Here is a 13,688-nt window from a genome sequence, read left to right as displayed (position 1 = left end):
AGTTACGATTTAATCCGTCAGCACCTTCAGGTGCTTCAAACTGATATCCAGAATCGGGGCAGAGTGGGTCAGTGCGCCGCTGGATACATAATCCACGCCCAGCTCCGTGACGGTCCGGATATTTTCTTTTGTCATGTTGCCGGAGCACTCGGTTTTGGCCCGGCCGTCAATTAAGCGTATGGCTTCAGCCATCTGTTCCGGAGTCATGTTATCCAGCATGATAATGTCGGCGCCTGCATCCACTGCGTCCTTTACCATGTCAAGGTTCTCTGTCTCTACCTCAATCTTACGGACAAAGGGAGCGTATGCCTTTGCAGCGGCAACCGCCTCCCTGACGCCTCCGGCTGCGTCAATGTGGTTATCCTTTAAGAGAACGCCGTCAGACAGGTTATAGCGGTGATTCTGTCCGCCGCCAATCCGGACAGCATATTTTTCAAAAACACGCATGCAGGGAGTGGTTTTCCGGGTGTCCAGAAGCTTTGTCCGGGTCCCTTCAAGCATCCCTGCAACCGTATGGGTATAAGTGGCAATGCCGCTTAAACGCTGCAGATAATTTAACGCGGTCCGTTCGCCGGATAAAAGGACGCGCACATCTCCTGTGACCGTGGCCAGATGCTGGCCCTTTTTTACTTGTTCTCCGTCCCTGACATCAAATACCACCTTGGTTTCAGGATCCAGAAGCGTAAATACGCGCTCAAAAATCTGTAACCCGGCAATGATGCCGTCTTCCTTGCAGATAAGCTGTACCTGACCCTTTTTATACTCAGGCATGACTGCGTTGGTGGATACGTCCTCGCTGCTGATATCCTCCTCCAGGGCAAGACGTATGTATTTGTCAGCAATAAGCTGCATGGTAATTGGATTCATAATGTATTCTCCCTTTCTGGCTGTTCTCTATTCTTTTTGCGGCTTTTCCGGCAAACACCAGGCTTTCCAACAGGCTGTTGCTGGCCAGGCGGTTCTTTCCGTGAACCCCGTTGCAGCTGGTTTCACCCACTGCGTACAGATGCTCCATGGAGGTTCTGGAATCCAGGTCCACCCACACGCCTCCCATAAAATAATGCTGGGCAGGCACCACCGGGATAGGCTCTTTTGTGATGTCATAACCCTCCTCAAGACATGTTTCATATATGTGGGGAAAATGTTCCAGTATGGTTTTTTGGGGTATGGGCGCAAATGACAGCCATACATGGCAGCTTCCCTCTTTTTTCATCTCTGCTTCAATGGACTGGGATACCGCGTCCCTGGGCAGCAGCTCATTGACAAAGCGTTCGCCTTTGCCGTTTAAGAGCACAGCCCCTTCGCCGCGGGCTGATTCCGAGATGAGAAAGGACCTGCCGGGCTTTTCCGTGTAAAGGCTGGTGGGATGAATCTGGACGTAATCCAGGTGTTCCAGCTTTACGCCATGCTTTTGGGCAACGGTCAGTGCGTCGCCTGTGAGACAGGGAAAATTAGTGGAATGCTGATAGAGCCCTCCAATGCCTCCGGTGGCCATGACCGTGTCACGGGCATGGATGAAGAGGGAGCTGTTGTCCCTTGTCCTGGCCTGGATGCCGGCACAGGCTCCGTTTGCGGTCAGAATATCTGTCATAACGGTATATTCCATGATATCCACATTGGGGAGCGCGGCTGTCCGTTCCTGGAGTACCGTGGTGATGGCCTTACCGGTGATATCCTCATGAAAACAGATTCTGGGCCTGGAATGGGCGCCTTCCTTTGTATATTTTAAACTACCATCCGGGTTCTTGTCAAACCCTACCCCAAGCTCTAACAGATGCCGGATGATACCGGGGCTGGTGCGTATCATCAAATCCACGCTTTCCTTCCGGTTTTCGTAATGACCAGCTCTCATGGTGTCCTCAAAGTACGGCTCATAGTCATCCTCTCCCCGGAGCACACAGATGCCTCCCTGAGCCAGCATGGAATCACAGGTATCCATATCCTCCTTGCATATCATCAGGACATGCAGGTCCTCCGGCAGGTTCAGGGCAGTGTATAATCCTGCCACCCCGCAGCCTGCAATCACCACATCACAGTATATATGTTTTGTCATTTCCTATGCCTCCTTTTGGAATCGGCTGCCTGGAATCGGCTGCCTGAAATCTGCATCCCGGCAGCTACCGTGCAAGCTTAAGCATCTGCTCCAGCGCCCTGCCGGCTGACGGGACATAGGCTTCGGGGACAAATGCCTGGTTTTGCCCTGTGCGCAGGACATGGATGATTTTGTCCAGGGTTATCTTTTTCATATCCCGGCAGATTGGTTCTGTATCAGGAAAATAAAACTGTTTGTCCGGATTCTGCTGTTCCAGCTCATGACGCACGCCAATTTCTGTGCAGATAATGAATTCCCGGGAGGTGCTGCCGGCAGCATATTTGAGAATCCCGGTGGTGGAACCGATATAATCAGCCAGCTCAAGCACCTGGGCATTGCATTCCGGGTGGGCCAGTACCAGGGCATTTGGATGTATTTTCTTTAAGCCGGATACCTCCTTGGGGGACATTTGGTCGTGGACAGGGCAGCAGCCTTTTACCAGCATCACATGCTTTTCAGGTACCTGGCTGGCCACGTACCGGCCCAGATTCTTATCCGGTATGAAAAGGATGTCCTGGTTTGGCAGGTTCCTTACAATCTGTACCGCATTGGCAGATGTGACGCACACATCGGACCAGGACTTGATTTCGGCTGTGGAATTGATGTAACAGACCACTGCAAGGCCGGGATATTCTTTTCTGTATTGCTCCACTTCCTCCTTGGTTACCATGTGGGCCATGGGGCAGTCTGCCTGGGCGTCGGGCATCAGGACCACCTTGTCGGGACTCAGGAGCTTTCCGCTTTCGCCCATAAAGGAGACTCCGCAGAACACAAGCGTTCTGTTTTCAAGACCGGCCGCCACCTTGCTCAAATAGAAAGAATCTCCTATGTAATCCGCCAGTTCCTGTACCTGGGGATCCACATAATAATGGGCCAGGATGACGGCATCCTGCTCTGCTTTTAACTGTTTTATTTCTTCCTGCTTAGTCATAATTTCCCCTGTTCTGCCGGTATTGCAGCGCCGGCCTTTTTAAATTGGCTTTTTGTTTACGTCCGCAACAGTATAACACATATATTTACATGTGACAAGACACATAGGGCGTTAAAATTTTAGCATAACAAAGCGGTCGGCGTAATTGTAAGGATTATTAAAGAAAAGTTCAGCACTGGAAAATGGGGATATGGTAGAATTAGGATAGGAATTATGCCGGACGTTTTCTGACGTGGCGCAGCGTTCTAAACGAGGAGGATTAATATGAAAAAAATCCATGAAATATTAACTCACAGAAAAAGAATCTGCAAAATACGAATTCACAGAATGACAGCTCCGGGACTTGCGGCATGTCTTGTGTTCATGGCTGTAAGCCTGGCGGCCTGCCAATCAGCGGACAGCGGGACCGGGGGACAGAAAGAGAACATCGCGGCTGTCCGGGAACAGGACGGCGCAGGACAGACAGACCAGGAGAATCATGCCGCAAAAGGAGAAAACGCCCAGGACACAGGGACACCCCGGGGGCAGGAAGCTGTACCGGATACACCGGATATGGAAGCCGGACAGGAGACAGCCGCGGAGCAGCAGGGGGAGGACGGTTTGATGACAGCGGACCAGTGGCAGATGGTTCCTGGATACGGCATATGCAAAAAGGGAGAACCAGTCCTGTATGTATTGGACATGGACGCAAGCCAGATGAAAACAGATGAGAAAGGAGTCAGCGCCAGGCTTCTTTCTGCGGTGTTTCAGGACAATGTAATCAGCGTCAGGGTGAAATTTAAGGATGATACCGTGACACTGATACCGGATGAGAAGGTAAAGGAGATTCTGAAACAAGAGGAGGAAAACCGAAAAAAACAGGATCAGGGAATTAGCGTACAATGGGATGACAGTTATTTCTGTATTGACAGCGAAAAGAACATTTACGGCCGCAGTGCGTTTCAGGACAGAATCCGGGCGGAGAAGAAAGAGCAGAAGGCGCAGGGCGCAAGGGCCGTTACCTTTGACCGGATTAAAGGAAAGGGTATAGACGGACTGGGCTTTACCCGGCAGAGGAACAGCACATCTTACAAAGATAATGGAAAAGGCGGCTTCTATATATCCCAAGTGTCGGAGAATACCATAGGTAAGGACAGGTTTACACTGGATGAACCGGAGGGGGTCTATGAACTCTGGCTGAACGGCTTTAAAGACCCCATAAAAATCGTCTTTAAAAAAGCGCCTGCCTATGATTCACTGGAGGATATAAAGGGAATGGTGAACCATGAAGGATTTTATGGGATGGCAGAGGGAATCGTGGAGGAGGACGGACTCAGGCTTACCACCTATACCTACTCAGAAGATGGATATAGGATTGGGTTCAGCCGCGGAAAACTGATGGCTACACTGTCAGACGGAAGGACTGCCGAACTGGTCCCTGTGCTGGGGGAACAGCTGACCACATCCCTGGACCAGCTGTCCGGCATACAGCCCAGAAGCATCCAGGAGACACTTTACAGGAGACCGGAGGGTACTGTGGTTACGGAAGCATCCCTGCATGCAGAGAAACCTGTTGTCATATCGCCGGAACAGGGAAGTGTGCTGGAAATTCCCATTCCCGGAGAGCGGCAGCCTTTGGATATGGTGGTGGAATTCAGGGACTGCAGGATATATCTGACCGGCATCAGTCCCATGGATGAGCTTTATGAATATGGTACGGATGACAACGGAGACCCTCTTACCAGGCATATGGTCTACATCAATGCCAGGGCAGAGATGAGGGATGCGGATAAGAATTTGTACTACGTAAATGCAGTACAGCCGGAGGAAGGCCAGGAGGGCAGCTCCGGTGATCCCATAAAAACCGTATACGCACTGGCGGATATGGCGGGGGCAGATAAATATAACGCAGGTGAGCTGGCCGGGTTCAAGGCATTATATGAGGAGGGGGAATCTGTAATCCGTCTGCAGCTTCAAAGGCCCACCTACGGATGGAACCAGGAGTTTGTACTGCCGGTACAGATGTGACCGGATAAAAAGGAGGAGACTGTTTGCAGAATCTTCTTCCTTTTTTCTTAATTATCCGGTTGTGCTATTGATTTTGCCTGCTTCATGTGCAACAATTTATAGATGGATTCAGCGGCAGTATGTCTGGGCCGTTATCATGATGGATATTTAAGAGAGGAACATAAAATGAGAAGCAGAAGGAGACGGAGAAGATCAAGGGCGGTTATTATCATTCCCCTGGTTTTGGTGTGTCTTATGGCCGCTGCTGCGGGCATGGCATTTTTATGGTTTGCAAAGGGACAGGCGGGTGTAAGGCAGGCTGCGCCGGATGAACGGTTCATGGAGTATACAGGATATCTGACCGAGGGGAATTACGAAGCCATGTACCGGATGCTGGATTCCGGGAGCCGAATGGACATCAGCCAGGAGGATTTTATCACCAGGAATAAGAAGATATATGAGGGCATCGGCGCCTCCTCCATCCGGGTGGATATTACCGGAGTGGAGGAAAAGGAGGACCAGGGTATTCAGACGGTCAGCTATGAGACCAGCATGGAGAGCCTGGCAGGCACCATCCATTTTTTCAACCAGGCGGATTTTAAGCTGGAGGCATCCTCAGGGGCTGCCGGGACAGACAGCCATGACAGTGAAAAGGCAGGAAAGAAAAGGAAGGAAGCAAAAGACGAAGAATACAGATTGATCTGGAACGACCGCGTCATATTTCCCAACCTGAGCTGGAACGATAAGGTAAGGGTCACCACGGATAAGGCCGTAAGGGGAAGCGTCCTGGACCGAAACGGTATATTGCTGGCCGGAAAGGGAAGCGCGTCCATGGTGGGACTTGTGCCGGGAAAGATGAGCCGTGAGGCAGACAATTATTCAGAGGACGAAATAAACATGCTTTCAGAGCTTTTAGGTGTTTCCGCTGACAGTATCCGCAAAAAGCTGTCGGCTAACTGGGTGAAGGATGATTCCCTTGTTCCCATTAAAACATTAAAGAAGGTGGATGAGCTCAATCTCCAATCCGCTCTCCCTGAGGATGAGAATGTACAGAACAGGGCGCTTCAGGACGAACTTCTGACCATTCCGGGCGTCATGATCACAGATACGCCTGTCAGATATTATCCCCTGGGCGAAAAGGCTGCCCATCTGGTGGGTTATGTACAGAATGTAACGGCAGAGGATCTTGAGGAGCACAAGGGAGAAGGATACCTGTCGGACAGCGTCATCGGCAGGAGCGGCATGGAAGGTCTGTTTGAGAAGGAGCTAAAGGGACAGAATGGCCGCATTATATCCATTGTTACATCCCAGGGAGAAGAAAAGCAGGTTTTGGCAGCCATTCCCAGAATTGACGGTCAGGATATCACCCTCACCATAGACAGCAGCCTGCAGGAGTTGGTGTATGATGCATTCCGGGACAGTAAAAGCTGCACCGTGGCCATGAATCCCTACACAGGAGAGGTTCTTGCTCTGGTGAACACGCCCAGCTATGATAACAATGACTTTATCCTGGGCATGTCGGAGGAAACCTGGACCGAACTGAATGAGGATGAGAGAAAGCCTATGTTAAACCGTTTCAGGCAGCGCTTTGCCCCAGGCTCCTCCTTTAAGCCCATCACAGGCGTTATCGGCCTTACAGCAGGCGTCCTTACGCCGGATGAGAATTTTGGGGAGGACGCAGCAGGACTAAGCTGGCAGAAGGATGCCGGCTGGGGCGGCTATCACGTTACCACCCTTCACGGTTACAGTCCGGTCAACCTTAAAAATGCCTATATCTACTCGGATAACATATATTTTGCTAAAGCAGCCCTGAAAATCGGATATGATGATTTCATGGCAGGACTGGACCGGCTGGGCTTTAACCAGAAGCTTCCCTTTGAAATCTCGGTGGCTGAATCCCAGTACTCCAATGCTGACCGGATTGAAACGGAAATCCAGCTGGCGGACAGCGGATACGGTCAGGGCCAGGTGCTGGTGAATCCCATCCATCTGGCATCCCTTTATACCATGTTCCCCAACCAGGGAAAGGTTCTGAAACCCTATCTTATATATAAGGATACACCGGTGCCGGAGATCTGGATTGAGGACGCCTGTACACAGGAAACAGCAGAGACCGTGGAGGACGCAATGAAGGCTGTAATCAGTTCGGAACACGGCACAGGACATGCAGCCATGCGTTCAGACATTACTCTGGCAGGAAAGACAGGAACGGCTGAGATAAAAGCATCCAAGGAAGATACAAGCGGCACGGAACTGGGATGGTTTGCCGTTTACACGGCGGATAAGGACATACAGAAGCCGGTTCTTATGGTCAGCATGGTGGAAGATGTGAAGAATGCCGGAGGAAGCGGCCTGGTGGTCAGAAAATCTAGGGATGTGCTGGGAGCCTATATACCGTCAGGCCAGTAGGACAATCCGAAGATACAGACATATACTATTATGGAGGAGGGAATCAGCATAAACTGTATATGGGGGATTGGAGGGGAAATCAATGCCTATGGATTCATTTTCATCAGAAGGGATTTTGCGGAGGCTTATCAGGCTTCCCTATCTCCCGCTGTATGTGGGAGTATTGAACGCGGCGGTAGAGCTGGACGTTTTTTCGGACCTTACCCAGCGTAAGAGCGTCAGGGAGCTTTCAGAGGAGAGAGGGTGGAATGAAGATAACACGCGGTATTTCCTGGACGCCCTTTACTGTCTTGGATTTATTTGGAAAAGGGATGGAATGTACTGCAACTGCAGGGAAACGGACCGTTATCTTGTAAAAGGCAGACCGGAATACATCGGAGGACATCTGGCTTTTCACTGCGCAGAGGATTGTATGGGATGCAGGGATATTAAGAGGCTGGTTGAAGAGGGGCCCGGCGGAGACAGCCAACCGGAGGGGCAGCTGGCCTTTGAGCAGTACGTACAGAACATGCGGGATTCCCAACTGGGCTTCCGCCAGACCGAGATACAGAAAATGGTAAAGGAACTTCCGGAATATCCGGAAATCCGGAAGATTTTGGATTTAGGCTGTGCAACGGGACTGCTGGGCCTTGGCGTGATTGGAGAACGGGAGGATGTGTACGGTATCCTCTATGACCGGCCAGCTATGGAACCGGCAATCCGGGAGTCCATCCGTCTGTCAGGCCTGGAAGAGAGAGCGGTACCTATGACAGGAGATTATCTGACGGATGATATAGGAAGTGGCTATGACCTGGTTTTGGCCATTGCCACCTTAAGCTTTGTTGAACAGGAGATGGCCGGCCTGATGAAGAAACTTTACAAGGCCATGAATCCGGGCGGCGTGCTGCTTTGCTATTCAGAGGGAATCGAGCGGGATGGCTCCGGACCATGGGACATGATGCTGGGCTGGCTTCCGTATAATATGCAGGGATATAACCTTGGAGTGAAGAAGAATGAAATAACAGAGGCTGCCATGGCAGCCGGCTTCAGGAGTGCTGAGAAACGGACCGGGATCTATTCCACAGGCAACGTGGATGTGGATATATTCAGAAAATAACATTATAAGAGCCAGATATGAAAATAAGCTGGATACGAAAAAACAGAGAGGCTGCCGGACTTTGCGGGTACAGCCTCTCTGCCTTTGTGTGAGCTCTCAGCCCAGCCAGCGAAACATGATGGTCTCCAGCTGTCGGATATCAATGGGCTTTGCCATATGCTGGTTCATACCGGCTTCCAGAGCTAGCTTAATGTCTTCGGTAAACGCATTTGCAGTCATAGCCACGATGGGGATGGAGGCTGCGTCCGAACGTTCCATGGCACGAATCCTCCGGGTGGCCTGGTAACCGTCCATGTGGGGCATCTGTATATCCATGAAGATAAGGTCATAGTATCCTGTAAAGGAGGCCGCGAACATTTCAACTGCCTCCCGGCCATCCATGGCTGTCTCTACATGGGCCCCGGTGTTCTGCAGGAAAGCCATGGCTATTTCCTGGTTCAGGGGATTGTCTTCCGCCAGCAGAATCCGCTTGCGGGAAAAATCAGCGTTGGGAAGCCCGGGAAGGGAGGCTGCAGCGGTTTCTTCCTCCTCATGGAGGGCAAAGCGTCGCAGCATGCATATGAGCTTGGAGGGAAACAGGGGCTTGGAAATGAATCCGTTGGCTCCGGCTTCTTTTGCGGCGGCCTCGTATTCAGCAGTGTCATAGGCTGAGATAACGATAATGGGAACGTGACAGCCTGCCTGGGCACGGATTTGTCTGGTCACCTCGATGCCGTCCATGTCAGGCATACGCAAATCCACGATGACAGCAAAAAATCCTTTTAGGTCACGGTGGGCGGAAACCACTCTGGAGACAGCCTCCTTGCCGGATGTCACAAAGGAGCTGTTCATGCCAATCTGGTTCAGACACCGGCATGTCTCCTCGCATACGATTCTGTCATCATCCGCCACAAGGACCGGGAGCTCGGTAAGGACCGAGGAATCTGGCAGAATCTGGTTTCTCAGTCTCAGGTTAAAGGTAACTGTAAAACGGGAACCACGGCCGGGCGTACTCTCTACCCAAATGTCGCCGTCCATCATCCTGGCTATGTTGCGGGTGATAGCCATACCCAGGCCGGTTCCCTGAACACTCCGGATTCGTTCATCCTCAGCTCTTTCAAAAGGCTCAAAGACGCGATCTATGAATTCAGGCGATATTCCCACCCCGTTATCCTCACATACCAGCCGGTAGGTGCCGTAACCCTGCTGCGGACTGCGTGTTTCTGACAGCTCCAGCGTAATGGTCCCGCCGTGGGGCGTGTATTTGATGGCATTGGACAGAAGATTATTGATGATTTGCTGAAGCCGCTGCATATCACCGCACACAGCCTCGTGTTCCAGTGTTTCAATATGGATATTGAGAGTGTGGCCTCTGCGCTTTAAGTCTGGCTGTATCATGGAGATAACATCCTTAAAGAGGGAATCCAGAAGAAAGTCCTCCTCAGACAGGACGATACGCCCGCTTTCTATCTTTGACATGTCCAGAACCTCATTAATCAGTGAGAGAAGAAGCTTGGAGGAACTGGTGATTTTTCCTAGACAATCTATCACCCGGTCCGGATCATCGGCGCAGGAGGCAGCGATGGCTGTCAGCCCGATGATGGCGTTCATGGGGGTGCGGATATCATGGCTCATTCTGGACAGAAAGGTGCTTTTGGCCTGGTTGGCCACCTGGGCAGCGTTGAGGGCATCCTGCAAAAGCTCCTTCTGTCGTTTTTCCTCCCTGATTTCCGTGATGTCGGAGCGGGTCAGAAGGATGATCTTCCGCTGACGGTTGTAGTAACTGTAGCGCAGCTTTTTATCCCTGAGGATACCATTCTGGATGGTTCGGGAGTAGAGGATGTATTCTTTGTTTTGTTCCAGCTCCTTTATTACATTGTCAAGGCTCATAAGACGGGTAGTTTCTTCCCATTCATCCACAGGAAGATAGGCCCGGTTATATTCCATGAGCTCGTTTTCGTAATTGTCTCCCACCTCCGGGGGAAGCAGGTTTTCTGAACTGTGGGAAGACAGGTACCGGATATGGTGGTTTGTATTTGCATCTATGTAAGTCACATAATCATAGTCATCCTGGGCCGCCATCTCCACCAGATGGGACCTCATTTCTGACTCAATCCGGCGGGCGAATAAAAGAAGCCTGTCACTGCTGCATCCGGAATGGGGACAGGTACTTAAATAAATTTCATGCCACTCGAACCCATAGGGCGCTCCGATAAAGCGGATTTCTATGCGTTTGTGCTTCCGGCCGCTTGCAAAAAAGCTGCGCAGGGATTCTGTACAGAAGAATTCATTCCATATGGCCTGGTCCGGACCATATACATTATGCTCTGACAGCTCCCTCAGCGTTTGCTCCAAATCAAGGGTCTGCCCTGTGGTGGAGGGGAGGGTACGGTCCCTCCAGACATATACTTCCTCCTCCTTCAGACGGAGTTCCCAGATGGTATCAATGATACCATCTGTTGCATCAATATAATCATTTAGTGACAGACCGGTCGATTTCATTTTTATATTCCTTTCCCGTTTCATGCTTACAGCATACTGTGCATTTATGATAATAACAGAAATATCCGGAAAACACAATGAAAGTAACAGCATCGTCAGGGATTACTTGGCAAGGGTTTTCAGATATGGTACAATAGACAAAGCTGTGTATCATTTGAAAAGAGGGAAATTAATGTTCACACAAAGAAAAATTTTAGTTGTGGAAGACAATGAGATAAACCGTATGATGCTGAGCGCCATTCTTTCGTCGGAATATGAGGTGCTGGAAGCGGAGAACGGACAGGCTGCCCTGGCGGTTCTGAGAAAATACAGGGATGGAATCGCGTTGATTCTTCTGGATATCATTATGCCTGTGATGGATGGGTATACCTTCCTTGCCCGTATGCAGGAGGATCCGGCGCTGGCATCCATACCGGTCATCGTAACCACGCAGAGTGATGATGAATCCGATGAAGTGACTGCTCTTTCCCACGGGGCCACAGACTTTGTGGCAAAGCCTTATAAACCCCAGGTTATTTTGCACCGTGTTGCCAATATCATCAAGCTCAGGGAAACAGCCGCCATGATAAATCTGATCCAGTATGACCGGCTGACCGGACTCTACTCAAAAGAATTTTTTTACCAGCGTGTAAAGGAAACCCTGGCCGCTCATCCTGAGCAGGAGTATGACATTATATATTCCAACATAGAGAATTTTAAACTTGTCAACGACATATTCGGAGTGCCTTCCGGGGACAGGCTTCTGGTCAATGTGGCCGCCATGTTTTCAAAGCAGGTTGGCAGATGGGGTATCTGCGGCCGGATTAATGCGGATCAGTTTGCCTGTCTTTCGGAGCGCCGCCTTGACTACTCAGAGCAGCTGTTTGCGGAGGCGGGCAATCAGATTAATGCCATGTCCAATGTGAAAAATATGGTGATGAAATGGGGAGTTTACCATATTGATGACCGCTCCATATCTGTGGAACAGATGTGCGACCGCGCACTGCTGGCGGTCCGCAGCATTAAGGGGCAGTACAGAAGGCATTTTGCAGCCTATGATGATGCCCTGCGCAGTAAGCTGCTTAGGGAACAGGCCATCACGGACAGTATGGAAGATGCCCTGGCTCAGGGGCAGTTCATTGTGTACCTGCAGCCAAAGTACAGGCTGAAGGATAGGGAATTGTCAGGAGCAGAGGCTCTGGTAAGGTGGATTCATCCGGAATGGGGGTTCCAGTCGCCCGGGGAATTCATTCCTCTGTTCGAGAGAAATGGATTCATCACACAGCTGGACCAGTATGTGTGGGACCGCACCTGCGCTTTTTTGCGTGACTGGGACAGTAAGGGGTATCCGCAGATACCTGTGTCCGTGAATGTGTCCAGGGCTGATATCTACAATGCGGACCTTGCCAACATCCTTCTGAGGACTGTACATAAATATAATCTGCCGCCGTCGCGCCTTCATCTGGAAATTACAGAGAGTGCTTATACTGAAAACCCGGGACAAATCATTGATACGGTAACCCACCTCAGGGAGCTGGGATTCATCATTGAGATGGATGATTTTGGAAGCGGTTACTCCTCCTTAAACATGCTGAACCAGATGCCTCTCGATATACTGAAGCTGGATATGAAGTTTATCCAGAGCGAGACAGCCAAGCCAGTGAATCAGGGAATCCTGCGTTTCATCATGAGCCTTGCGCGGTGGATGAACCTGAGCGTGGTGGCGGAAGGCGTGGAGACAGATGAACAGCTGGAACGGCTCAGAGAAATCGGATGTGATTACGTACAGGGCTATTTTTTTGGGAAGCCTATGCCTGAGGATGTCTTTGAGGAGCTGATGAAAAAGACGGACCGGGAAAAGACCGGGGGGAGGGAACCGGCAAATTATAATAACATAAAGGAGAAACAAACAAATGAAACCGAATGAAGCTGCAGAAAAACAGGAAATCATGTACCGTCTTAAAAATGCAGGGGAGCTATATGTTCTGCTTTCCATGTGTACAGGAGAACCCTATGTGGTCTGCGACCAGGAAACATATGATGATGAGATCATAGTTTTCTTTGACTCCCAGGCAGCTGTAGAGGAGGCAAAAGAACAGACAGAAGCGGGAACGCCTGTCAGGCCCATGAAGCTGGAGAATAAGCAGTTTTTAATCTTTTACACCAGCCTTTACACCCTTGGGGTTAATGCTCTGCTGGTGAAAGACGGTGGGAGGAACAGCCTGATTCAGCTGCAGGACTTTGTGAAGCGCAATAAGCAGCAGGGACAGGAGACAGGGGAGAAGGTGTGGGTGGAGAATCCGTCCCTTCATCTGACGATGCTGTATTATATGCAGGAACTTAGAAAAAAACCGGGACAGGAGAATCTTCCGGAAATAAAAGAGTGGCAGGATGAGATTTCCAATGGTTTCAGCAAGGGCAGTTTTATTGTTCCTGTGGAGAAGGAGGGAAAGGGGCTGGCTGCTGTCAAAGTCAACGAACAGTTATTCCAGGCTATCTTTACAGATATATTGGAATTTCAGAAATTTAACAGGGAGGGAAAACTGCGTCCCCTTGTGGTAACAGCTGATAAAATACCTCAAATCATGACAGAAGAGGCAAAGGGCGTGATTCTCAATCCCATGGGGGTCAGAATGCCGCTGCAAATTAAGAGGGCGCCCAGTCAGCCAAAAAAAGATGCTTAAGGCATGAGAAAAAAACTCTATATAAACCGT

The 13,688-nt window shown here is 50.4% G+C and carries 9 protein-coding genes; 5 read left to right on the top strand and 4 right to left on the bottom strand.

Annotated elements, in window-relative coordinates:
• Nucleotides 1-9 precede the first annotated feature (9 nt).
• The 3 genes from nadC to nadA form a co-directional block, all read right to left on the bottom strand.
• On the bottom strand, nucleotides 10-867 hold the full coding sequence (gene nadC, locus LI015_RS08140) for a carboxylating nicotinate-nucleotide diphosphorylase (protein ID WP_054354859.1): 858 nt from the start codon (nucleotides 865-867) through the stop codon (nucleotides 10-12).
• Nucleotides 836-2,053, bottom strand: coding sequence for an L-aspartate oxidase (locus tag LI015_RS08135; RefSeq protein WP_002567592.1), 1,218 nt, complete (start codon nucleotides 2,051-2,053; stop codon nucleotides 836-838). Before LI015_RS08135 ends, nadC begins: the two co-directional genes overlap by 32 nt.
• A gap of 64 nt (nucleotides 2,054-2,117) precedes the next feature.
• Nucleotides 2,118-3,023 (bottom strand): quinolinate synthase NadA, encoded by a 906-nt coding sequence (gene nadA, locus LI015_RS08130; RefSeq protein ID WP_002567593.1) that lies wholly within the window; start codon nucleotides 3,021-3,023, stop codon nucleotides 2,118-2,120.
• Nucleotides 3,024-3,287: 264 nt separating this feature from the next.
• Between nadA and LI015_RS08125 the strand changes: the two genes are divergently transcribed.
• The 3 genes from LI015_RS08125 (at nucleotide 3,288) to LI015_RS08115 (ending at nucleotide 8,514) form a co-directional block, all read left to right on the top strand.
• Nucleotides 3,288-5,030, top strand: a complete 1,743-nt coding sequence (locus LI015_RS08125) for a hypothetical protein (protein ID WP_227124519.1) — start codon at nucleotides 3,288-3,290, stop codon at nucleotides 5,028-5,030.
• Nucleotides 5,031-5,195: 165 nt separating this feature from the next.
• The gene (locus tag LI015_RS08120) at nucleotides 5,196-7,418 is read left to right on the top strand and encodes a penicillin-binding transpeptidase domain-containing protein (protein ID WP_117625844.1); all 2,223 of its coding nucleotides are present in this window, start codon (nucleotides 5,196-5,198) and stop codon (nucleotides 7,416-7,418) included.
• Between the two features lie 82 nt (nucleotides 7,419-7,500).
• Nucleotides 7,501-8,514 carry a class I SAM-dependent methyltransferase gene (locus LI015_RS08115; RefSeq protein WP_117625845.1) on the top strand — a complete coding sequence of 338 codons (1,014 nt, stop codon included), beginning with the start codon at nucleotides 7,501-7,503 and terminating at the stop codon, nucleotides 8,512-8,514.
• Between the two features lie 96 nt (nucleotides 8,515-8,610).
• Here the strand turns inward: LI015_RS08115 and LI015_RS08110 are convergent, their stop codons facing one another.
• On the bottom strand, nucleotides 8,611-10,995 hold the full coding sequence (locus LI015_RS08110; protein WP_227124517.1) for a hybrid sensor histidine kinase/response regulator: 2,385 nt from the start codon (nucleotides 10,993-10,995) through the stop codon (nucleotides 8,611-8,613).
• A gap of 172 nt (nucleotides 10,996-11,167) precedes the next feature.
• Between LI015_RS08110 and LI015_RS08105 the strand changes: the two genes are divergently transcribed.
• Both LI015_RS08105 and LI015_RS08100 read left to right on the top strand, forming a co-directional pair.
• Nucleotides 11,168-12,901, top strand: coding sequence for a putative bifunctional diguanylate cyclase/phosphodiesterase (locus LI015_RS08105; RefSeq protein WP_002567598.1), 1,734 nt, complete (start codon nucleotides 11,168-11,170; stop codon nucleotides 12,899-12,901).
• Nucleotides 12,888-13,658 carry an SseB family protein gene (locus LI015_RS08100; RefSeq protein WP_002567599.1) on the top strand — a complete coding sequence of 257 codons (771 nt, stop codon included), beginning with the start codon at nucleotides 12,888-12,890 and terminating at the stop codon, nucleotides 13,656-13,658. The genes LI015_RS08105 and LI015_RS08100 overlap by 14 nt, the downstream gene beginning before the upstream one ends.
• Nucleotides 13,659-13,688 lie beyond the last annotated feature (30 nt).

It is taken from the genome of Enterocloster sp. 210928-DFI.2.20, from assembly GCF_020554465.1.
In the GTDB taxonomy this organism is placed as follows: Bacteria; Bacillota; Clostridia; order Lachnospirales; family Lachnospiraceae; genus Enterocloster; species Enterocloster bolteae.
The sequence above is the reverse complement of the archived record's forward strand: the minus strand, read 5'-3'. Positions and strand labels throughout refer to the sequence as shown.